Source organism: Nocardia sp. NPDC059764, from assembly GCF_042732555.1.
Lineage (GTDB): Bacteria > Actinomycetota > Actinomycetes > Mycobacteriales > Mycobacteriaceae > Nocardia.
In genome coordinates this window covers 1-19,727 of sequence record NZ_JBHWHH010000056.1, presented here as the reverse complement: position 1 = coordinate 19,727, position 19,727 = coordinate 1, and the positions used below count along the sequence as shown (strand labels likewise).

The window sequence follows — 19,727 nt, the reverse complement described above, 5'->3', positions numbered from 1 at the left end:
CCGGTGCGAACCGTCACACCAGCGTCGTAGATCGCTACAACTTCCAAGCAGCCCCCACTGCGCGGCTTAGCTTTCCTTACGGCGATCGATTTTGCCCACTGGCAATCTCGCCACCTTGTGCCCCCGGCGCGGACCCGAAGTCCGCCGCACGGCTCGGGCACGCACCCGATGCCCGAAAGGCACTGCAGCACCGATGACTTCTGCCCCGACCTCCTTCGCCGCCCTCGGCGTCCACGAGCCCCTGATCCGCGCGCTCACCGCCGCCGGGATCACCGAGCCGTTCCCGATCCAGGCCGGTACCCTGCCCGACTCACTGGCCGGGCGCGACGTGCTCGGACGCGGAAAGACCGGCAGTGGAAAGACCCTGGCGTTCTCCATCCCGATGATCGACATGCTGGGCCGCGACCCGCAGCCGTGTGCGCCGAATCACCCCGCCGGACTGGTTCTCGCGCCGACCCGCGAGCTGGCGACCCAGATCGCGGCCACCCTCGAGCCGCTGGCCGCCGCGTACCGCATGTCGGTGACCACGATCTTCGGTGGCGTGTCCCAGCACCGGCAGGTGCAGGCGCTGAAGAAGGGCGTCGACATCGTCATCGCCTGCCCGGGCCGCCTCGAGGACCTCATGCGGCAGGGCCTGATCAGCCTCGACGACATCGAGATCACCATCATCGACGAGGCCGACCACATGGCCGACCTGGGCTTCCTGCCCGGCGTCACCCGCATCCTGGCCGCCACCCCGAGCGATGGCCAGCGCCTGCTGTTCTCGGCCACCCTGGACAACGGCGTCAACAAGCTGGTGCAGCGCTTCCTGCCCAACGCGGTGAAACACGAAGTCGACGAAGCGAATTCGCCGGTGGCCGCCATGACCCACCATGTGTTCGAGGTGCCCACCAACGACGCCAAGCGCGCGGTCGTGCACCGCCTCGCGTCCGGCGCCGAGCGGCGAATCCTGTTCACCCGCACCAAGCATCAGGCCCGCAAGCTGGCCCGCCAGCTCACCACCGCCGGCATCCCGGCCGTGGACCTGCACGGCAACCTGACCCAGCCCGCCCGCGACCGCAATCTGGCGGCCTTCGCCTCCGGCGCGGCCAAGGTCCTGGTGGCCACCGACGTCGCCGCGCGCGGCGTGCACGTGGACGGCGTGGAACTGGTCGTGCACGTCGATCCGCCCGCCGAGCACAAGGCCTACCTGCACCGGTCCGGCCGCACCGCGCGCGCGGGCAATGACGGCGACGTCGTCACCCTGGTGCTGCCCGATCAGCGTGGCGATCTCGCCGCGCTCATGCGCAAGGCCAAGATCACCGTCTCCCCGCAGTCGGTGACGCCCGACTCCCCGCAGGTGAGCCAGCTGGTCGGCGAGGTCGCCGCGCTGGTTCCCGTCGCCGGCGGCGATGCCGCCCCGGCCAGGGGCGAGGCGGCGGCTCCCGCGCGCGGCCCGCGTCAGCCCCGCCAGCGCAACCGCCCGGTGGGCGACAAGCCCGCCGCGCCGCGCCGGCGCAAGTCGAGCGGCCGCGGCGACGAGGTGCGCAGCGACCGTCCGGCCGACCGCAAGCACGAGACCGTCAAGGACGGCCGTCCCGGCGGACGCACCGGCGGGCGGGCCTCCGGCAAGCCGCGCACGGCCTCGGGCGCTCCCGCGGCGTCGGGTCACGGCTCCCGTGGCAGCGAGACGGGCGGCAAGCCCACGTCGCGCACCCGGTCGGATCGTCGTGCCGCGGCTCCGGCCCGTCAGCGCGACCACGGCCAGGGCGCCTCCGACACTGCGGGCGGTCGTTCCGGATCGCCGCGCACGGGCGGCGCGCCGCGTCGTCGCCGCAACGGCTGACGCACTCGGCACTACTCGCGGCACTCGGCGCGACCATTCTCCGGTCGCGCCGAGAATGTAACCTTTGTCCGTATCCAATCGGCTCGGAATTTCTTACAGTTTAATCCATAGCAAGCAGCACTCCGCTCCCATGCCGTGAATATGTTTCCACCGCCCCCGATGTCTTCGCAGGGTGAGGAGAGAAGCAATGGTCATGCAGGCCCCACTGAGCGAATCGGTCACGGTCAAATTCGAGCGGGTGGACGAACACCGCTACAAGGTGTCGGTGACGCCGATCGACCGGCTGCAATGGCGAGTCGGGTACGCGCCGGATATGAAAGCCGCCGTACAGCTGGCCCCCGAGCTCGCGAAATAGCCGCTACAGCGTCGGCGCGCCAGGTTCCAGCAGCCGTTTGGGGTGCATGCCGTCGACCTGCCCGATGAAGGGCGGGTGAATGCTGTAACCGAGCATCCGGCGAATGTCCTCCGAGACCGCGCGCACGGTGTCGCGGGTCATCGACAGGGTGAACGCCTCCTGCGGGCGCAACCACGGCTCGCAATACTGCGCGGTGAGCGCGAGCCGCGGATTCGCGGACCGATTCGCGCCGCCGCCATGCCACAGGGTGCCGCCGAAGAATACGCAGCTACCAGCCCGCATCACGACCGGTTCCCGCGGCGTCGATTCGTCCGGGAGCTCATCGCCCCACAATTGGCTGCCCGGCACCACATCGGTGGCGCCATTGTCGGCGGTGAAGTCGTCGATGGCCCAGATCGTCGCCGCCCCCAACGCCTTTCGCGGCCGCGGCAGCGGGTAGAAGCCGTCGTCGGTGTGCAGCATCTGCGCGGCCTCGCCGGGCTGGATATTGATCACCTGCAGCATGGACAGCAGATAGTTGGGCATGAACAGCCGGTCCAGCAGCGCCAGCACGCGCGGATGGTCGGCGATGCGATCGCAGGATCGGGTCTTGTTCAGCACGCTGTAGACGCGCTGGGTGGAATGCCCCTCGAAGTTGTTGCGTCCGCTCCGATCCAGCAGTGGCGCAACGCTTTCCCGGATCTCGTCCAGTTCGGCCGCCGCCAGCAGGTCGGGCAGGATGACATAGCCGTCGCGCTCGAGCGCGGCCAGATCCGCGTCGACCACCGCCGGGTCCACGGTCGCGCCGCTGCTGCCGGTGCGCCGATAGGTTCCGGCCAGATCACCGTCGAGATCCCGTAGCGAGGTCACCTTCGTGCTCATCGGGCCATCCTTTACATAACCGAGTTCTGTTATCCTCCGACTGTGGCACGAGCACCGATCGGACGTCAACAACTTCTCGACGCCGCGCGCGACGAACTGGTCCACGCCAACGGACTGCTGGAGCTGAGCGCGCTGACCCGCCGCACCGGCCTGAGCACCGGCGCGCTCTATCACCACTTCGGCTCGAAAGTCGGTCTGCTGGCGGCGATCTGGGACGACTTCTACGAAGGACTGAGCCGGGCCATCGCCGACGATCAGCTTCCCGACGGCGACTGGGCCACCCGCGAACGTGCCCGCACGCACTGTTTCGTGGCCTACCACTTCGACCACCCGCTCGCGGCGCTGCTGCTCAATCGCGCCGCCCCCGATCCTGGCCTCACCGAGATCGAGGCCGTCTACATCCGCAATCTCGGTGACGCCGCGGCCGCCAATATCCGGCGCGGGCAGGCCACCGGTGAGATCCCCGCCGATCTCGACCCCGACAGCGCGGGCGCGTACGTCATCGGCGGCCTACGCCACGGCATCGGGCAGCAGCTCCGCACCCACCCCCGGCCCGCGGTCGACCTGGCCGCGGAACGCCTGTGGCGCTTCACGGCCGCGACGCTGGAACTGTCCTAGAAAACGCTCGACACCCGACTCAGGCCGCCAGCCCGAGGTTGGCGACGAGTCGGCGCACGCGCTGCTCGATGTCGTCGCGGATGGCGCGGATCTCCTCGATCCCGCCCCCGGCGGGATCGGGCAGCGGCCACTGCTCGAACCGATGCCCGCCGATGATCGGGTTGTCGTCACCGCAACCCATGTCGATCACCACATCGGCGGCCCGCATCAGCTCGTCGGACCACGGCTTCGGGAATTCGTCGGCGATGTCCACGCCGCGTTCGGCCATGGCCGCGATCACCAGGGGATGGATCGCCGCGCTCGGGGCCGAGCCGCACGACCACGCGGCGGCCTGCCGCCCGGCCATGCTGGTGAAGAATCCGAGCGCCATCTGTGAGCGCCCGGCGTTCTGTGTGCAGACGAACAGGACCGTGGGTCCGGCCGGAGCGCCGTGCCCACGGGTACGGGCCAGGGCGGTGAGTCGCTCGCGGGCGAACCGTTCGGCCAACGCGGGCAGCCGGTCCGCCGGCAGCCCGATGGCCGTGAGATGGTCCAGCGAACCGTCCAGGATGCGCTCGACCGTGGCGCGGTCCGCGGACGGTCCGAACTCGTCCATCAACCGTGCCACCGCGTCACCCCGCGCGGCCGGTTCCGTGTCGGTGCCGGAAGGCAGGGCGGTGCCGGGATTCTCGTTCACGCTCACTCCCTCCGCTCGAAATTCCAGCGTATCGCTGTTCACGACGTCCCGGCCGAACGCCGACCTCGACACGAGATACGTTAATAGCCACACGCTATCTTCGGTCGTCGCCACACCGCCAGTCGATCACCCGGTCGCTCGCCGACTTCACAGTGAGCGAAAGCCCACATCCGAGCCGACAGTGTGACGACAGCCATCCCCTGGCGCGTCCGCCGTCGCCCCGCCACCCAGACCAGAACCGGTGTCAACGGCTCGGTCACGGGGTCGAAATCGTTCGCGGGCAGCACCGTCCGGAGGTCGTCGCCCTCCCGGGTTCAGCTCCGAATCGCAGCCGTGGCGTAGTTCCGACCGCGGCTAGCGCGCTGGGCCCAGCTGGTCGCGGAACTGGCCGGGGGTCAGACCGGTCTCCTCGCGGAAGGCGCGGTAGAAGTGGCGGTCGGTGGAGAAACCGCAGGCGGCGGCGACCGCGGCCAGCGAGCGGGCGCGATCGGCGCGAATCAGGCGGCGGGCGTGCGCGATTCGGGTCCGGCGGATCAGGGCGCCCGGCTCGCCGAAACCCTCGCACACCCGGTAGAGGGTGCGGCGGGAGAGCAGGCAGGCGTGGGCGATCTCGTCGACCGTCAGGTCCGGATTGGTGAAGTTCTTGCGGATGTAGGCGAGCACCTGCTGGCGGGTGTAGAGCGAATCCGATGGGGCGGGTGCGCCGGTACCGGTGGACAGCAGCAGGGCGGAGGCCATCATTCCGGCGGCGTCACTGCCGAATACGGTGACCGCGCGGGCGATGTCGTCGGCAGGGAGTTCGGCCAGATTGCGGAAGAAGCCGGTGACCACGCCGAGGGCTCCGGTGGCGGGAACGGCGGTGGCGGTGGGCAGCTGTTGGCGGGTGAGGCCGGAGTGTTCGAGGACCGAGCGCATCGGGGCCCGGATCAGGGTGGACAGGCAATTGTCGGTGGTGCGGCTCTCGAGCGGCAGGCCGCTGTCGAAGAAGGCGATGGTGCCGGGCTTCGATTCGGCGGTACGGCCGCCCTGCTCGGTCCAATTCGTCCCTTTCAGCACGATATTCACGAGCAGGAAGTCACCGGTGGTCCGCGCCACCATCTTCGGTGTCCGCATGGCGCGTTGCGCACTGGCCTGCATGCGCGACACCGAGAATCCGTCGTATTGGGCCGATGCCACGCGGCCGTGCCAGTGTCCGGTGCGCAATGGCTCGATGGCGGTCGGCGCGACGGCGTCCGACATCAGGGCTTCCCACTGTTCGAATGCCTGACGTGGCGACAGGGTCGAGGAGGACGAGACCTCGACGGCGCCGGAAACGGCATGGTCCACAGAGGCAATCCTCTCACCGCGATTCGCTCGGCAATACCCCTTTTCGCGGGATATCTCACGGCATGGGAGAACCGCTCAGGAGCAGCGCGGTCAATGTGGCGAGGCGCTCGATGCGGAGCGGCGATCCGAGATCTTTTGTAGTGCCACAAGGGGGTTCGCGCCGAACCGGATTCCGCGGCGTCATAGTGCTCCGCCAGAAACGCGTGGGCGCGACGCAGAGCAACCGCGACGACCCGTTCGGTTCTCGGCTTGCCCGGATGGTTTTCGGGCCGCCGACCCGACGCGCGGGCTGCGGCCGGGTCCCGCGGTCGATCGCCTGGAATCGGTGCGCTACCCCGGCTCCGCGCCCGTCCGGACTGCGCGACGTCCCGCGGCGCTGAGTGACATAGGCTCCGAGCTCGCCGATCTCACTCACCTGCTGGCCGATTCGGCCCGCACCATGCGGGGTGCGGCCGACCGCTGGAACAGCGTCCAGGGATCGGCCTGAGCCCGACGATCAGATCAGCGCCTTGTGCACCCGCAGCCGACGGCGCACGTTGGCCATCATGCCGCGGGTGCCCGCGTTGCGAATGAACCGGGGAATGAAGCGGTTCACGAAGCCCACGAACACGAACAGGTGCTCGAAGCGGCGCTGGTCGGCGGCGGACCAGCTCACGCCGAGCTGCTCACGGAAGTACGGGGGCAGGTAGCCGACGGTGAGGAAGCGCAGCAGACCGCCGAAGATCACCCGCAGATACCAGTGGATCATGCGCAGGTGCAGCAGGTCGTCGATGAAGGCGCGGATCTTCTCGTCAGCCGATACCTGCGCGCACGCCCGCACCCAGTACTCGTCGAATTCGGCGCGGGTGCCGGGCCACATCTCCTCGGTGACCTGGAGGGTGGTGCCCAGGGGCGCGGAGGTGGAGTAGAACGCTTCGGCCTGTTCGGGATTCATCTTCCCGTTGAGCAGCTGATACGAGTCCTCGAAGCCGATGTAGAGGCAGGCCGCCACCCACAGTTGCAGGTCGCGGTCGAAGGCGTTGTACCGCACCGCGGCCCCGGGTTCGGACTTCACCTGGCGGTGGGCGACATTGACCGCCTCCCGGAAGGCGACCTTCTCCTCGGGCGTGCCGAGAATGGCGACCGCGAGGTAGGACGCGGTGGTGCGCAACCGTTTCCACGGATGCACCATGAGCGCCCCGGAGTGCACCTTGCTGTCGGCCACGCCGTGCCCGACGCCGGGCCGGGCCATCTGCATGGCGACATTGGCGGCCGCGCCGGAGAACTGCCAGAAGTCCAGCGCGTCCTCGAGCTTCGGCGGGCGTTTGGTGTCGGCGCGGTGCACGCCGGGGATGTGGATGCGGGTCTGTTCGAGGGTGAGGGTGGCGTCGCCGGCCGGCTGCGGTGCCGCGATGGTCATGGATCTCCTTCGATCGGGCGCGGGCTATGTTACCGAGGATTCCGCAGCGCGGTCGCGGATTCAATAGTGAATGGCAAGTAACTTACGCCGACCCGTGTTATCCCATTACTCCAGCTTGAGACAGTGCATCGTCCCAATCTCACCCCGGAAGAAGATCTCCCGATTCTCTTCCATTCGAGAGAATCATGAGTAACATACGTCGCTGCGGCAGCTCGTGCACAGAGGCGCGGGGCGGGGACGTGAGAGGACGTTCGCAAGATGCTGAAACGGTTGGATCGCATACTGAGCTACGAGATGAAGGTGTCCGAATTCCTCGGGACGCTGATCATTCTGGCCATTCCCTACGGGCTGGTGGGGGTGGTGTGGACGCTCACCCACACCGCGCATCTGAAGCAGTTGCACGGCCTCGACGTGATCATCTCGTTCCTCGGGTCGATCGTGTGCTGGCCGGTGCTCACCTTCTCGAATGTGTGCATGACGTAGATGATGGTTCTGGTCTGGCTCATCGACATCCTGGTAATCGGGATCAAGATTCTCGGTGGGCGTATGAAAGTGAATCCCGTTCTGCGCATAGGCCTGTGGGTGGCCGTGCTGTGCACCGTGGCCGCCGGTCTCTCGGTGGCCGGGTATCTGCTGGTGCTGTTGCAGCGCTACCTCGAGGACATGGCCTGATGACGACACTCGAAAAGTCTTCCGGCGCACCGGAGCCCTCCGAGCTGGAGCGCATGGGCCGCAGTGCCCGGCAATTGTGGCGTGATCATCCGCAGCGGTCCCTGGAAACCCTGGGGCGGCAGGTCGATCTGGGGCGTGACGCGCTGCGCCAGCTGGTGGTGTCGATCCTGTCGCGGCGGTTCCCGTACCGCGAGTTCATCAAGCAGTGTGCCTTCATGACGAGCGTCTCGGCCGCGCCGACGGTGCTGGTGGCCATCCCGATCGCGGTGGTGGTGTCGATCCAGGTGGGCGCGTTGGTGAATCAGGTCGGCGCGACCACTTTCATCGGCGCGGTGGCCGGCCTCGGCATCATCCGCCAGGGCGCGCCGCTGGTCACCTCGCTCATGATCGCGGGCGCGGTCGGCTCGGCCATCACCGCCGACCTGGGCTCGCGCACGATCCGCGAGGAGATCGACGCCATGATGGTGATGGGCGTGGATCCGGTGCGGCGGCTGGTCGCGCCGCGGCTGGCGGCGGCGGTGCTGGTGAGCATGCTGCTGTGCGGGTTCATCGTGTTCGTGGGTTTCGCGACGGCATACATGTTCAACGTCTACGCCCAGTCGGGGACGCCGGGCTCGTTCATCGGCTCGTTCGCGTCCTTCGCGGTGGCCGACGACCTGGTGATCGCGGTGCTCAAGGCCGCCATCTTCGGGCTGTTGACCGCGGTGATCGCCTGCGATATCGGCCTGCACGCGCACGGCGGCCCGGGCGGGGTGGCCAATGCGGTGAACTCGGCGGTGGTGAGCTCGGCGCTGATGCTGTTCGCCACCAATATCGCGCTCACCCAGCTCTACAACACGCTGCTGCCGACGAAGGTGGTGTGAGATGGGCAGTCCCTACACTCCCCCGGCGCTCAAACCCGTTCGCCTGGCCGCGAACGTCGTGTCGGCGCCGGTGCAAGCCAATCAGCGCCTGGGCCATCAGGTCATCACCTTCTTCCAGGCCCTGATCGCGATTCCGTTCGTGCTCCAGCACTATCGCCAGGAGGTGCTGCGCCTGACCGCCGACGTCGGCTGGGGCAACGGCTCCCTGGTGGTGGGCGGCGGCACCATCGGCGTGGTGGTGGCATTGTGCGGGTTCGGCGGCATCACCGTCGGCATGGAGTCGTTCACCGCGTTGAACCTGCTCACCATGAGCCCGCTCACGGGCGCGATCTCCGGTTTCGCGACCACCCGCGAGCTGGCCCCGATCATCGCGACCCTGGCGTTCGCGATCCAGGCCGGGTGCCGGTTCACCGCGCAACTGGGCGCCATGCGCATCTCCGAGGAGATCGACGCGCTGGAATCCATTGCCATCCGCCCGCTTCCGTACCTGATCAGTACCCGCATGATCGCCTCCACCCTGACCATCATCCCGCTCTACAGCGTGGGTCTGGCGGTGGCGTACCTGGCGACCAAGCTGTCGGTGCTGATCCTGGGCGGCACCACTGCCGGCACCTACGACCACTACTTCTTCCAGTTCCTGCTGGGACCGGACGTGTTCTGGTCGCTGCTCAAGGTCATGGTGTTCGTGATGATCTCGACGTTCATCCAGTGCTACTACGGCTTCGTCGCCACCGGCGGGCCCGAGGGCGTCGGGGTGGCGGCCGGACGCGCCATCAAGATGGTCATCGTCGTCATGGTCTTCGTCAATCTCTTTCTGACCCTTGCGATCTGGGGCATCGACCCCGGCTTCCGCATCTCGGGATAGGTGTATCGATGATTCTCGATCCCAGCGGGCGGGGCCCCACGGCCCGCCACCTCACGCTGGCCGGACTCGCGCTGCTCACCACGGTGGCGCTGCTGCTGTATCTGCTGGCGCTGCGCTACCACGGCCGCTTCGAGGACAAGGTGCCGGTCACCGCGGCACTCACCAGCACCGGCGACGGGCTGCCCGCCCACGCCGATGTGAAGTTCCGCGGCATGATCGTCGGCCGCGTCGAGGACGTGACCGTGGTGGCCAAGGGCGAACGGCAGGAGGCCGCCATCGCGCTGAAACCGGTGGTGGCGAACACGATCCCGGCGAATGTGGCGGCGCGGGTGATCCCGAACAATATCTTCGGGGTGACCGCGGTCGAACTGGTCGACACCGCGCCCACCAAGGACACGCTGCGCGCGGGCGCGACCATTCCGGAGGACACCAGCACCGCGACGGTCCAGTTGCAGAGCACCCTCAATGTGCTGCGCACCGTGCTGAACAATATTCAGCCCGAGAAGCTGGGCCGGGTGCTGTCGACGCTGGCGGCGGCGCTGGATCCGTCGGCGCGGGTGCCCGGGTCCACGGTGGAGCGGCTCGACCGCTGGGTCACCGAAGTGCGCGGCATCGAGGGCGTCGGCGATCTGCTCGGCAATCTGGGCCGGGCCGCGACCGCGTTGAGCGAGTCCGCCCCGGATCTGGTGGGGACCCTGGCCAAGTCGGTGACCACCGCGCGCACCCTCACCGAGCAGCGGACGGCGCTGGTCAGCCTGCTGACCAATGGCGGCAGCGCGGTGGACACGGTGAACGGGCTCTTCGCCCGCAATCCCGATTCCGGCAAGTTCCTGGTATCGGGCCTGAACCAGCTCTTCGGCAGCCTGGCCCAGGACCCGCAGGCCATCCCGTTCGCCATCGCCAATCTCAATACCGCCCTGCAGCGGTTGCAGGGCGTCTTCACCTTCGGGCCCAAGAAGCAGATGGTGTGGCGGATGGACGTGACGTTCACGCCGTTCCAGCAGTACACGGCGGCGGACTGCCCGCGCTACGGAGAGCTCGCGGGACCGCGCTGCGGCGGGTCGACGGTGCCGGATACCGCTCCGGCGCAACAGTTCCCGCCGCAACAGCTGCCCACCTGGCTCAATGCCGCCGGGCCCGCGCCGATACCGACCACCACGCCGGCGATTCCGGGTCTGCCGAATCTGCCTGCCATTCCGGGTCTTCCGTCGATTCCGGGCCTGCCCGCGATTCCCGGGCTCACGGCGCCGGCGAGTACCACCCAGCCCGCACCCGAGGCCGTTCAGCCCGCCGGTTTGCGCGGCAGCGACGCCGTCGCCGCGATCGTCGGCCACCGGCCGGACGCGGCCCAGCTGCTGTTGCTGACTCCCCTGCTCGCGGGCGGCGCCCTGGTGCCGGCCGAGACGGGAGGCGCGTCGTGAAGTCCGGAAAAGCCTTGGCGGGCTTCGGCCTGTTCGCCGTGGTCGCGATCCTGCTCACCTACACGATGTGGTCCACCCTGCAACGCACGGTGCCCGGCTCCACCAACTCCTACTCCGCCGTGTTCTCCGATGTCCTGGGCCTGCGGGTCGGGGACGACATCCGGATGGCGGGCGTGCGGGTCGGCCGGGTCGACAAGATCGACTTCACCGACGGTTACCGCGCCCGGGTGGACTTCCGCATCGAGGCCGAGCAGCATCCGACGACCTCGACGAAAGCCCTGGTGCGCTACCAGAACCTGATCGGCCAGCGGTATATCGCGCTGCTGCCCGGAAAGGACGCGGGCGCGGCAATGCCCGCGGGCGGTCAGATCCCGATCGAGCGGACCGAGCCGTCCTTCGACGTCTCGTCCCTGCTGTCGGGGTTCGAGCCGCTGTTCAGCGTGCTGCAACCCGATCAGGTGAACTCGCTGTCGGAGACCCTGATCCAGGCGTTGCAAGGAAATGGCGTCTCGTTGAGCGCCCTGGTGACGCAGGCCGCGCAGCTGGCCGGAACCTTCGGGCAGCGAGACGAGATCTTGGGCCAGGTGGTCGGCAATCTCAGTAGCGTCGTCTCCGGCCTGGCCCACCGCAGCAATGAGCTCGAAACCCTGATCACCCAGGCACGAGCGCTCACCGACGCGCTGTACGCCCAAGGCGGCACCCTGAAGTCGTCCGTGGAACGCGTTGCTACGGCGACGGATTCACTGGTGGGCATCCTCGCCCAGGTGAAGCCGGGCGCGGCCCGCGCCCAGACCGACGCCTCCGCCGGTGTCGCGTTGCTGCTGCTCAATGGCGCGTCACTGGACAAGGCGGCCGTCGAGTTGCCCGACGTCCTCAATGGCGTCGCGCGGTTCAGCAGCTACGGCGCCTACGGCAACGCGTACCTGTGCAGCCTGGACGTCTCGCTGTGGGGCGTGCTGCTGCCGCCGGGCCTGTTCAACCAGATCGGCGGCCAATCACATTCGGAGGTATGCCGATGAGGCGGCTTCGCTACCCGGGCTTCCTGGCCAACCGGCCGCTGCGGCTGGGCCTGTTCGCGTCCGGATTCGTGGTGGCCCTCCTCACCGGGTCCACCCTGATCGAGCAGGCGCACGTGGGCGACAAGACCATTCACGCCGAATTCGCCCAGGCCGCCGGATTGCGGCCGGGGGCGACGGTGGACGTCTCCGGCATCGAGGTCGGTCGGGTCAGCACCGTGAAGCTGGACAACGGCAAGGTGCTGGTGGACATGAAGGTGCAGCGCGAGATCAAGCTCGGCGACGATGCCCGCGCCGCCATCAAGATGTCCACCATCCTGGGCCGGCTGCACGTGGAGCTCACCCCCGGCAGCGGGCGGACCCTGTCCGGCGACCGGATCAAGCTCGACCACACCTCGGTGCCCTACAACCTGGGCAAGGTCGTGCAGGATCCGCAGTACAAGAACGCTTTCGACCGCGTCGAGAAGCTGGATCCGCAGAAACTGCGCAACGCCCTGGACCTGGTGGACCAGCAGATGGGCAACTCCCCCGAGCTGACCGTCAAGGCCCTCGACAGCGTCGGTGCGCTCGCCAAGGTGATCAATGATCGCCGCGACGAGGTGGACACCCTGCTCAAAGGCATGGACACCGTCTCGCAGCTGGCCTCGGACAACCAGAACAGCGTGCTCATGCTGCTGACCCGAGGCGAGGCGATCGGCAGCGCGGTCCAGAAGCGGCAGGTGCTGCTCGAGCAGCTGCTCGACAATGTCGCGTCGCTGTCGAAGCTGTTGCAGCAGATGGGACTCGAGAACAACAACCAGCTCGGTCCGCTCATCACCGACCTGAACACCATGTCGGAGGGCCTGGACAAGAACAAGGACAACCTGGCCCGGCTGTACCAGACCATGCCGGTGACCTTGCGGCAGTTCAACAATGTGCTCGGCGACGGGCCGTACGGAAACGTATACGCGCCGTGGCTGTTCCCGGACAACTGGCTGTGCTTCGCGCAGGCCGTGCAGGGGTGCAAGTAATGCAAAGACGCAGACGATTCCGGCTGGCCGCGGTGTGCGGCGCGCTGCTGCTCACCTCGGCGTGCGGGCTGCTGCCCGATTCGATCGGCTCGCTGCCCAAGGAGTATCTGGGCGCGCGCATGAAGGTCACCGCGGATTTCGAGAGCGTCGCGGGCCTGTACGCGGGCAATGAGGTGGCGGTGCTGGGGGTTCCGATCGGGACCGTCGAAACCGTCACGCCCAAGGGCAGTTACGTCCAGGTCACCATGTCGCTGGACAAGGACGTCAAGATTCCCGCGGATGCCATTGCGGCGCTGGTGAATCCACAGTTGATCACGAATCGTCACGTGGAGTTGGCTCCGGCCTACACCGGCGACGGCCCGACCCTCGCCGACGGGGCCTATATTCCGTTGCAGCGCACCCGCGTCCCGGTCGAGCTGGATCGGATCCTGGCCACCTTCTCCCAGCTCGGCGATGCGCTGAAGGGCGACAACACCACCGGGCCGATGGCCAGCCGGGTGCTGTTCCCGCTGCTCAACGGCAATGGCGACAAGCTGCGCCAAACCCTGGACCAGCTGTCGGGGGCCTTCGAGGTGACCTTCGCCAACAAGGACCAGATCTCCAACACCATCGTCAAACTCAATGACATCACCCAGGTGATCGCCGCCAACGATCAGACGGTGCGTGATTTCAGCGCCCGGCTCACCGAACTGGTGAACCTGATGGGCGAGCAGGCCCCGGGCATCGACGCGGTGCTGCGCCAGCTCGACGACTTCGTCACCAATACCGCGACGCTGGTGGGGCAGAACAAGGATCAGCTGGCCGGGGCGCTGACCCGCTTCGTGGCCATCTCCGATCAGATGCGCGCCAATGCGCGCGGCCTCACCGAGATCGTGGACGTCGGGCCGCTCATGTTCCAGAACCTGGCCAATGCCACCAGCACCGAACATCAGGCGCTGCGGCTGCACGGCCTGCTGGACAAGTCGGTGCTCGACGGGGAGATCCTGTCCACCTTCTGCGAGCGCATCCAGATGCGGCTGGACGGCTGCCGCACCGGCAAGGTGGCCGACTTCGGACCCGACTTCGGCATCACCGCCGCACTACTGGGGATCACGAACCTGAAATGACACTACGCACAACGGCTCTCGGCGGGGTCCTGACCGCCGCCACGCTGCTCACCGCCACCGGGTGCGCGGTCACCGTGGACAGCCTCCCCATGCCCAAACCCGGTCTGGGCGCGCCCGGCTACACCGTGCACGCGTCCTTCGCCGACGCGCTGAACCTGCCCGACCACGCGCACGTCAAGATCGGCGGCACCGATATCGGGGTGGTCACCAAGATCGAGACCACCAACTTCCTGGCCGACGTGCGCATGCTGATCCGCGAGGACATCCGGCTGCCGCGCGGTACGACGGTCGAACTGCGCCAGGCCACCCCGCTCGGCGACATGTTCGTGGCCGTGACGCTGCCGTCAGCCGCCGACGCCGGCGATCCGTTGCGCGACGGCGACACCATCGGCACCGACCACACCGCCGCGGGCGCCTCGGTGGAGCAGCTCATGATGTCGATCTCGCTGCTGCTCAACGGCGGCGGCATCAATCAGGCCGCCAAGATCACCGGCGAGATGAACTCCATGTTCGGCGGACGCGCGCCCGAACTGTCGCATCTGATCACCGAGATGACCGCCGCCATCGGCGCGCTCAACGCCCGCACCGGCGATATCGATTCCGTCCTCGGCGGGTTGAACTCGCTCTCGGGTGAGTTGGCCCGGCGCAAGGAGCAACTCGGCGCGGCCGCGGACACCTTCCCGGCGCTGATCGGGCTGCTCACCGAGAACAATCAGCAGATCGTGGACCTGCTGGCCAAGGTGGCCACCACCACCGACGCGCTCGGCGACTTCGCCACCACCACCGGCGGCGATTTCGTGGGCCTGTTCAACAGCATTCAGGCCCTGATGTCGGGATTCGCACAGAGCGATCAGCTGACCGGGGCGCTGGACGGGCTGCACGCCATCTATCCGTCGCTGATGGCCAGCCTGCGCGGTCCCGCGCTGGCGGTGGCGGCGACGGTGTCGTACCTGAGCGTGGGCGCGCTGACCGATCCGCACGGCAGCCGGTGGCCGGAGCTCGGTGACGCCGGGCAGTTCATCGGCAGCCTGACCCAGGTGCTGGAGAAGGTGTTCGGGCGGCTCACCAGCCCGCCGCGACCGCCCGGCGTGCAACCGGGCCGGCCCGAGACCCAGCCGGCTCAGCCGGAGCAGCCGGAGCAGCCGGAGCAGGGAGGGGATCGATGAATCCGCCACTGTGGCAATGGGTGGTCCAGCGCCGGATCGCCATCGCCAATCTCGGGCTGATCGTGGTGCTGGTCCTCGGGTCGGGCTATATCGGCGGCTACGTGCTGCGGTTCAACCCGATTCCGCACACCTACAAGGTGACTGTGGAACTGGTGTCCTCGGGAGGACTGCTGCCCGGCAACGACGTGACGTTCCGGGGCAGCCGCGTCGGCAAGGTCAGTGATGTGCACGTCGCCGGGGACGGGGTGGCCGCGGTCGCCGAAATCGACGACAGCGCCCGGATTCCGCTCGGCGGGACCGTGGCGGTGGGGCGGCTCTCGGCGGCCGGGGAACAGTATCTGGACTTCCGGCCCGACTCCGACACCGGGCCCTACCTGCACGACGGGTCGCTGGTGGAGCGGGCGCGGACCAGCGTGCCGGTGCAGATCCAGTCGGTGTTCAGCAATCTCGGCGATCTCGTCGGCGGCATGAACCCGGATCGGCTCACCGTGATCGTCGACGAGCTGGACAAGGCCCTCGCTGGCGGACCGGATCGCTTGCGCAACATGATCTCCGGCCTGAGCCGGGCCATGGCGGGCCTGACCGACCTGCTGCCGCAGACCCGGCAGCTGATCGAGAATCTCGAGGTCATCGCCGGAACCACCCAGCACGCGCAGCCCGACCTGGGCACCCTGACGAAGGCGGGCAGCGTGCTGTTCGACCAGTTCGCTTCCGCCGACCAGGAATTGCGCAAACTGCTCCAGCAGGGACCCGGCCAGCTGGCCACTCTGAACGGGTTCATCTCCGAAACCCAGGACCCCATCACGAATCTGGTGACGAACTTCGTCGCCGTCACCCGCGCGGCCAAGCTCCGCGCACCCGCCATCGCCGCGCTGTTCCCGGCCCTGCGCGCCGGATCGCAGGCGCTCGGCGTGCCCGCGCACGACGGCGCGTACAACACGCTGGTCGATCCGTGGCCGCGGCCCAGCTGCGACTACCAGACCATCCCGGTGGTGCCGACCAATGTCCAGGCCGACAACCGGGTGCGGCTCTACAACTACTGCGTTACCAGCAATCCGGCCCTCCAGGTCCGCGGGTCGGCCAACGCGCCCCGACCCGACGTGCCCGACAACGGGGCCACCACACCGCCGGGGGCCACCGGCAACGAACTGTCCCAGCCTGTCCCCCGTTAGGAGACTTCCCATGAGCGACAACACCATCGACCAGCACCCGGACGAGGCCGCCGGCGTCGAGGAGACCACGGCCGCGCCCGCCGACATCGAGAAGACCACGGCCGCGCCCATCGACATCGACAAGGCCGAGATCGCGGCCGTCGACATCGCGGAACCGAAGACCGCCGAGGCCGAGGCGGACACCGCCGCCCCGAAATCGACCGGGCACACGTGGAAGTCACGCCTGCGCACGACGTCGCTGCCCACCCTGGGCCCACGCGGCCGCATCGCCGCCTGCGCTGCCGTGGTGCTCGCGCTGGCGGCGTCGATCGGTTCCAGCATCGTGCTCTACCAGCACGACGCCGAACACGAGGACCTGCTCGCCGCCCAAGAGCAGGCCCGGGCCGCGGCCTGCGCCTACGCGCCGATACTGGCGACCTACGACGCCAAGAGCCTCGACGCCTACTTCACCGGCGTCCTCGACGGCGCGACCGGCGAGTGGCGCAAGCAATTCGACGCCACCAGCAAGGATCTGCGCGACGTGCTCACCCAGGGCCAGGTCGTGTCCAAGGCCACCGACGTGCAGTGCGCGGTCCGCAATGTCGACCGCGACTCCGCCGAGGCCATCGTGGTGATCGGCCAGACCATCACCAGCCTCGGCACCCAGGGCAAGCCCGCGCCCGGCCAGCTGTCGATGGTGATGCGACTGCAGCGGTCCGGCGACCGGTGGCTGGTGAACAAGGTGAATTCGCCGCTGGCGCAACAGCCGCAGTCGTGAACCGGGCGAGGACGCCGGCCCCCGAACCGGGTGCGCGGGCGGTTCGGCGACGGCCGAAGAACCGGCGCGCCCAGATCGCGGCGGTGTCGGCCGCGGAATTCGCGGCCCAGGGTTACCACCGGGTGAGCATGGACGACATCGCCGCCCGGCTCGGCATCACCTCCACCGCGCTGTACCGGCACTATCCGAGCAAGTACGCGCTGTTCGCGGGTGAGCTGCTGCGACTGGGCGAGGTGACGGTCGCGGCGGTGAGCCTGCCCGAGGTGGCGGCGGGCTGGCCCGCGCGGCGGCGGCTCGGGTACGGGATCGACGGGATCATCGCGGAGACCATCGTGAACCGGACGACGGTCGGGCTGGCCCGGTGGGAGCACCGCTACCTCGACGACCCCGACAAGCGCACGGTGGACCAGCATTTCAGCACCGCGCTGGCCGACCTCAGCGCCCTCATCGACGCGGTCCGGCCCGGCCTGTTCGCGCGCGAACTGCGGGTGCGGGCCATCGGGGTCTTCAGCACGGTGAGCTGTCTCGGCGACCACCGCGTCGTGCTCGCCTCCAAAACCCTTGCCGTCCTGCTGAATACGGCCTGCTGGGCGATCATCGCCGCCGACCTGCCCGAGCCCGCACAGCTGCCGCCCGCCCCACGTGCGGTGGAGACGCCGCTCTCGCTCAAACACGAGCTGCTGTTGCAGTGTGCGGTGCGGCTGTTCTACGAGCGCGGCTATCCGAATGTCAGTGTCGAGGACATCGCGATCGCGGCGGGCCTGCCGTCCACGTCGGCGGTCTACCGCTACTACCGTGGCAAGAGCGATCTGCTCGAGGCCGCCTTCCGCCGCGCCGCCGACCGCATGTCGGCTGTCATCGCCCCCACCCTGGCCGAATCCTCCGGCCCCGCCGAGGCTTTGGCCAAACTCATCGACATGTACGTGGCGGGGGCCTTCGACGAACGCGACCTGATCTTCGTGTACTTCGCCGAATTCGGCCACGTCCCCGACGACGAGCGCGCGACCCTGCGGGTGGTGCAGCGCAGGGTGGTCACCGAATGGGCGGCCCTGCTGACCCGGGTCCGCCCCGGGCTCACCCCCGCCGAGGCGGCCGTCCTGGTGCACGCCGCCCTCGGCCTGGTGGTGGACTACGCCCGCGTCTTCGGCGACGACGAGCGAATCTATCCGCGCCAGTGGGTGATTCGCCTCATGGAGGCCGTCCTGTTCGGACCGGCCCAGGTCCGGACTAGGCCGGAGTGACGATCTGGATCAGATTGCCGCAGGTGTCGTCGAACACCGCGGTGGTCACCGGGCCCGCCGCCACCGGCTGCTGGGTGAACTTCACGCCGAGCCCGGTCAATCGCTCGAATTCGGCCCGCACATCCGCGACCTGGAAGGAGGCCGCGGGAATCCCGTCACCGACGAGCGCGTCCTTGTACGGCTTCACCGCCGGATGCCCGTCGGGCTCGAGCAACAATTCCGCCCCCTGCGGGTCCTCCGGCGACACCACGGTCAGCCATCGGGCCGCGCCCAGCGGAATGTCGTGCTTCTTCTCGAAGCCGAGCACCCCGCTGTAGAAGTCGAGCGCCTTCTGCTGGTCGTCCACGAAAACACTGGTGATGTAGATCCGCATGGTTCCTACCCTTCCTGTGCGCCGGCCGCGGGGCGACCGGATTCGTGAGAGTCCCTCGTCCGGCTAGTTGGCGACGTGCTCGCCGTCGCACCACTGCTCGGCCGGAACAGCCGCCTTGACCTGGTCGATGTGGTCGCCACACCCTGCCCAGGTGATCTTGCCGCAGGTCTGGCAGGGGGTCGGTTGACACATGGTTGCTCCTCGGGCCGATCGGATGGGTTCGGGTGGATGGTATCGGGTTCGCGGCCCGGTTCGCGTCGCCGGGCCCGGCCGTGACCACACCCTCAGAATACCCCCTGGGGTATGCTACGGTGGTTGCCATACCCGGTGGGGTATCCGTGAAGTAGTCGAAGGAGTAGGCATGTCCGCACCGCACGAGACCACGCAGGCGTCGCCGCACGGGAAGGCCGTGCTCAGTGAGCTGTCGCCGTTGCACCGGGAGCTGCGGCGCGCGATTCCCGACGTGTACAAGGGTTTCGGCGAGCTCAGCAAGGCGGCGTTCGCGCCGGGCGCGCTGGATCGCAAGACCAAGGAGCTCATCGCACTCGCCATCGGCGTCGTCGAGGGCTGCGACGGGTGCATCGCCTCGCACGGCCAGGCGGCCGCGCGGGCCGGGGCGACCAAGCAGGAGGCCGCCGAGGCGATCGGCGTGACGTTCCTGATGCACGGCGGCCCGGCCACCATTCACGGCGCTCGCGCCTATGACGCGTTCTGCGAATTCGCCGACGCCATCGAATCCGGCGAAGCGCCCGCCTGAGAACACGGAGGACTCTCGAATGTGTCGAGCGACGCGGTGCCGGACCTGCGGCAAGACCACCTGGGCGGGTTGCGGGGCGCATATCGCCCAGGTGCGCGCCAGGGTTCCGGCCGATCAATGGTGCGCGGGGCACGAGCAGGCCCCCGGCGGTGGCTGGATTCGGCGGATCCTCGGCCGGTGACGGCACCGGCCTACCGGTGACGACAGTGTCGTACCGGCCCGCGATCCCCTCCGCCGCGGGCCGGTAC

Annotated in this window: 22 protein-coding genes; 16 read left to right on the top strand and 6 right to left on the bottom strand. The window is 68.4% G+C overall.

The features are described 5' to 3' along the window. Window positions 1–193: 193 nt before the first annotated feature. Window positions 194–1,825: a DEAD/DEAH box helicase gene (locus tag ACFV4K_RS15110; RefSeq protein ID WP_379275226.1), complete on the top strand. Its 1,632-nt coding sequence runs from the start codon at window positions 194–196 to the stop codon at window positions 1,823–1,825. 187 nt (window positions 1,826–2,012) lie between these two features. Beyond that, on the top strand, window positions 2,013–2,180 hold the full coding sequence (locus ACFV4K_RS15105; protein WP_379275225.1) for a hypothetical protein: 168 nt from the start codon (window positions 2,013–2,015) through the stop codon (window positions 2,178–2,180). Between the two features lie 3 nt (window positions 2,181–2,183). Here the strand turns inward: ACFV4K_RS15105 and ACFV4K_RS15100 are convergent, their stop codons facing one another. Then, window positions 2,184–3,041, bottom strand: coding sequence for a phytanoyl-CoA dioxygenase family protein (locus tag ACFV4K_RS15100; protein ID WP_379275224.1), 858 nt, complete (start codon window positions 3,039–3,041; stop codon window positions 2,184–2,186). A 42-nt stretch (window positions 3,042–3,083) separates the two neighbouring features. Between ACFV4K_RS15100 and ACFV4K_RS15095 the strand changes: the two genes are divergently transcribed. Further along, window positions 3,084–3,659 carry a TetR/AcrR family transcriptional regulator gene (locus ACFV4K_RS15095; RefSeq protein WP_379275223.1) on the top strand — a complete coding sequence of 192 codons (576 nt, stop codon included), beginning with the start codon at window positions 3,084–3,086 and terminating at the stop codon, window positions 3,657–3,659. Between the two features lie 19 nt (window positions 3,660–3,678). Here ACFV4K_RS15095 and ACFV4K_RS15090 read toward each other — a convergent pair whose 3' ends face one another. The 3 genes from ACFV4K_RS15090 to ACFV4K_RS15080 all read right to left on the bottom strand — a co-directional run bounded on the left by ACFV4K_RS15090 (window position 3,679) and on the right by ACFV4K_RS15080 (window position 7,060). Beyond that, window positions 3,679–4,335 (bottom strand): arsenate reductase ArsC, encoded by a 657-nt coding sequence (locus ACFV4K_RS15090; RefSeq protein ID WP_379275222.1) that lies wholly within the window; start codon window positions 4,333–4,335, stop codon window positions 3,679–3,681. Window positions 4,336–4,689: 354 nt separating this feature from the next. Further along, window positions 4,690–5,661 (bottom strand): AraC family transcriptional regulator, encoded by a 972-nt coding sequence (locus ACFV4K_RS15085; RefSeq protein ID WP_379275221.1) that lies wholly within the window; start codon window positions 5,659–5,661, stop codon window positions 4,690–4,692. Between the two features lie 496 nt (window positions 5,662–6,157). Next, window positions 6,158–7,060: an oxygenase MpaB family protein gene (locus ACFV4K_RS15080; RefSeq protein ID WP_379275220.1), complete on the bottom strand. Its 903-nt coding sequence runs from the start codon at window positions 7,058–7,060 to the stop codon at window positions 6,158–6,160. A gap of 258 nt (window positions 7,061–7,318) precedes the next feature. Between ACFV4K_RS15080 and ACFV4K_RS15075 the strand changes: the two genes are divergently transcribed. The 12 genes from ACFV4K_RS15075 to ACFV4K_RS15020 are packed head-to-tail and all read left to right on the top strand — an operon-like array spanning window position 7,319 to window position 18,349. Continuing rightward, a complete protein-coding gene (locus ACFV4K_RS15075) occupies window positions 7,319–7,543 on the top strand; it encodes a hypothetical protein (protein ID WP_357287836.1) in 225 nt (74 codons plus the stop codon). Further along, the gene (locus ACFV4K_RS15070) at window positions 7,544–7,732 is read left to right on the top strand and encodes a hypothetical protein (protein ID WP_379275219.1); all 189 of its coding nucleotides are present in this window, start codon (window positions 7,544–7,546) and stop codon (window positions 7,730–7,732) included. Next, window positions 7,732–8,595 carry an MlaE family ABC transporter permease gene (locus tag ACFV4K_RS15065; protein ID WP_379275218.1) on the top strand — a complete coding sequence of 288 codons (864 nt, stop codon included), beginning with the start codon at window positions 7,732–7,734 and terminating at the stop codon, window positions 8,593–8,595. Before ACFV4K_RS15070 ends, ACFV4K_RS15065 begins: the two co-directional genes overlap by 1 nt. 1 nt (window position 8,596) lies before the next feature. Next, complete coding sequence (locus tag ACFV4K_RS15060) at window positions 8,597–9,460, top strand: ABC transporter permease (protein WP_379275217.1); 864 nt, start codon at window positions 8,597–8,599, stop codon at window positions 9,458–9,460. Between the two features lie 8 nt (window positions 9,461–9,468). Continuing rightward, window positions 9,469–10,881 (top strand): MCE family protein, encoded by a 1,413-nt coding sequence (locus tag ACFV4K_RS15055; RefSeq protein ID WP_379275216.1) that lies wholly within the window; start codon window positions 9,469–9,471, stop codon window positions 10,879–10,881. Then, window positions 10,878–11,900 carry an MlaD family protein gene (locus tag ACFV4K_RS15050; protein ID WP_379275215.1) on the top strand — a complete coding sequence of 341 codons (1,023 nt, stop codon included), beginning with the start codon at window positions 10,878–10,880 and terminating at the stop codon, window positions 11,898–11,900. The genes ACFV4K_RS15055 and ACFV4K_RS15050 overlap by 4 nt, the downstream gene beginning before the upstream one ends. After that, complete coding sequence (locus ACFV4K_RS15045; protein ID WP_379275214.1) at window positions 11,897–12,907, top strand: MlaD family protein; 1,011 nt, start codon at window positions 11,897–11,899, stop codon at window positions 12,905–12,907. The genes ACFV4K_RS15050 and ACFV4K_RS15045 overlap by 4 nt, the downstream gene beginning before the upstream one ends. Beyond that, window positions 12,907–14,013: an MCE family protein gene (locus ACFV4K_RS15040; RefSeq protein WP_379275213.1), complete on the top strand. Its 1,107-nt coding sequence runs from the start codon at window positions 12,907–12,909 to the stop codon at window positions 14,011–14,013. The genes ACFV4K_RS15045 and ACFV4K_RS15040 overlap by 1 nt, the downstream gene beginning before the upstream one ends. Next, entirely contained in the window at window positions 14,010–15,179 is a 1,170-nt protein-coding gene (locus tag ACFV4K_RS15035) for an MCE family protein (protein ID WP_379275212.1), read from the top strand. Before ACFV4K_RS15040 ends, ACFV4K_RS15035 begins: the two co-directional genes overlap by 4 nt. Then, window positions 15,176–16,351 (top strand): MCE family protein, encoded by a 1,176-nt coding sequence (locus ACFV4K_RS15030; RefSeq protein WP_379275211.1) that lies wholly within the window; start codon window positions 15,176–15,178, stop codon window positions 16,349–16,351. Before ACFV4K_RS15035 ends, ACFV4K_RS15030 begins: the two co-directional genes overlap by 4 nt. Window positions 16,352–16,361: 10 nt before the next feature. Further along, the gene (locus tag ACFV4K_RS15025; RefSeq protein ID WP_379275210.1) at window positions 16,362–17,108 is read left to right on the top strand and encodes a hypothetical protein; all 747 of its coding nucleotides are present in this window, start codon (window positions 16,362–16,364) and stop codon (window positions 17,106–17,108) included. Then, window positions 17,105–18,349, top strand: coding sequence for a TetR/AcrR family transcriptional regulator (locus ACFV4K_RS15020; protein ID WP_379275209.1), 1,245 nt, complete (start codon window positions 17,105–17,107; stop codon window positions 18,347–18,349). The genes ACFV4K_RS15025 and ACFV4K_RS15020 overlap by 4 nt, the downstream gene beginning before the upstream one ends. Here the strand turns inward: ACFV4K_RS15020 and ACFV4K_RS15015 are convergent. Both ACFV4K_RS15015 and ACFV4K_RS15010 read right to left on the bottom strand, forming a co-directional pair. Next, on the bottom strand, window positions 18,336–18,722 hold the full coding sequence (locus ACFV4K_RS15015; RefSeq protein ID WP_379275208.1) for a VOC family protein: 387 nt from the start codon (window positions 18,720–18,722) through the stop codon (window positions 18,336–18,338). The two genes, ACFV4K_RS15020 and ACFV4K_RS15015, sit on opposite strands and share 14 nt — an antisense overlap. Window positions 18,723–18,785: 63 nt before the next feature. After that, window positions 18,786–18,914: a hypothetical protein gene (locus tag ACFV4K_RS15010; protein WP_357287872.1), complete on the bottom strand. Its 129-nt coding sequence runs from the start codon at window positions 18,912–18,914 to the stop codon at window positions 18,786–18,788. Between the two features lie 169 nt (window positions 18,915–19,083). Between ACFV4K_RS15010 and ACFV4K_RS15005 the strand changes: the two genes are divergently transcribed. Continuing rightward, the gene (locus ACFV4K_RS15005; RefSeq protein ID WP_379275207.1) at window positions 19,084–19,479 is read left to right on the top strand and encodes a carboxymuconolactone decarboxylase family protein; all 396 of its coding nucleotides are present in this window, start codon (window positions 19,084–19,086) and stop codon (window positions 19,477–19,479) included. Window positions 19,480–19,727 lie beyond the last annotated feature (248 nt).

Excerpts from the sequence above, each read along its gene's own strand:
- ACFV4K_RS15035 (WP_379275212.1), top strand. The coding sequence starts at position 14,010 with ATGACACTACGCACAACGGCTCTCGGCGGGGTCCTGACCGCCGCCACG.
- ACFV4K_RS15010 (WP_357287872.1), bottom strand. The coding sequence starts at position 18,914 with ATGTGTCAACCGACCCCCTGCCAGACCTGCGGCAAGATCACCTGGGCA.
- ACFV4K_RS15040 (WP_379275213.1), top strand. The coding sequence starts at position 12,907 with ATGCAAAGACGCAGACGATTCCGGCTGGCCGCGGTGTGCGGCGCGCTG.
- ACFV4K_RS15070 (WP_379275219.1), top strand. The coding sequence starts at position 7,544 with ATGATGGTTCTGGTCTGGCTCATCGACATCCTGGTAATCGGGATCAAG.
- ACFV4K_RS15075 (WP_357287836.1), top strand. The coding sequence starts at position 7,319 with ATGCTGAAACGGTTGGATCGCATACTGAGCTACGAGATGAAGGTGTCC.
- ACFV4K_RS15080 (WP_379275220.1), bottom strand. The coding sequence starts at position 7,060 with ATGACCATCGCGGCACCGCAGCCGGCCGGCGACGCCACCCTCACCCTC.
- ACFV4K_RS15055 (WP_379275216.1), top strand. The coding sequence starts at position 9,469 with ATGATTCTCGATCCCAGCGGGCGGGGCCCCACGGCCCGCCACCTCACG.
- ACFV4K_RS15110 (WP_379275226.1), top strand. The coding sequence starts at position 194 with ATGACTTCTGCCCCGACCTCCTTCGCCGCCCTCGGCGTCCACGAGCCC.
- ACFV4K_RS15030 (WP_379275211.1), top strand. The coding sequence starts at position 15,176 with ATGAATCCGCCACTGTGGCAATGGGTGGTCCAGCGCCGGATCGCCATC.
- ACFV4K_RS15025 (WP_379275210.1), top strand. The coding sequence starts at position 16,362 with ATGAGCGACAACACCATCGACCAGCACCCGGACGAGGCCGCCGGCGTC.
- ACFV4K_RS15045 (WP_379275214.1), top strand. The coding sequence starts at position 11,897 with ATGAGGCGGCTTCGCTACCCGGGCTTCCTGGCCAACCGGCCGCTGCGG.
- ACFV4K_RS15015 (WP_379275208.1), bottom strand. The coding sequence starts at position 18,722 with ATGCGGATCTACATCACCAGTGTTTTCGTGGACGACCAGCAGAAGGCG.
- ACFV4K_RS15100 (WP_379275224.1), bottom strand. The coding sequence starts at position 3,041 with ATGAGCACGAAGGTGACCTCGCTACGGGATCTCGACGGTGATCTGGCC.
- ACFV4K_RS15105 (WP_379275225.1), top strand. The coding sequence starts at position 2,013 with ATGGTCATGCAGGCCCCACTGAGCGAATCGGTCACGGTCAAATTCGAG.
- ACFV4K_RS15005 (WP_379275207.1), top strand. The coding sequence starts at position 19,084 with ATGTCCGCACCGCACGAGACCACGCAGGCGTCGCCGCACGGGAAGGCC.
- ACFV4K_RS15060 (WP_379275217.1), top strand. The coding sequence starts at position 8,597 with ATGGGCAGTCCCTACACTCCCCCGGCGCTCAAACCCGTTCGCCTGGCC.
- ACFV4K_RS15065 (WP_379275218.1), top strand. The coding sequence starts at position 7,732 with ATGACGACACTCGAAAAGTCTTCCGGCGCACCGGAGCCCTCCGAGCTG.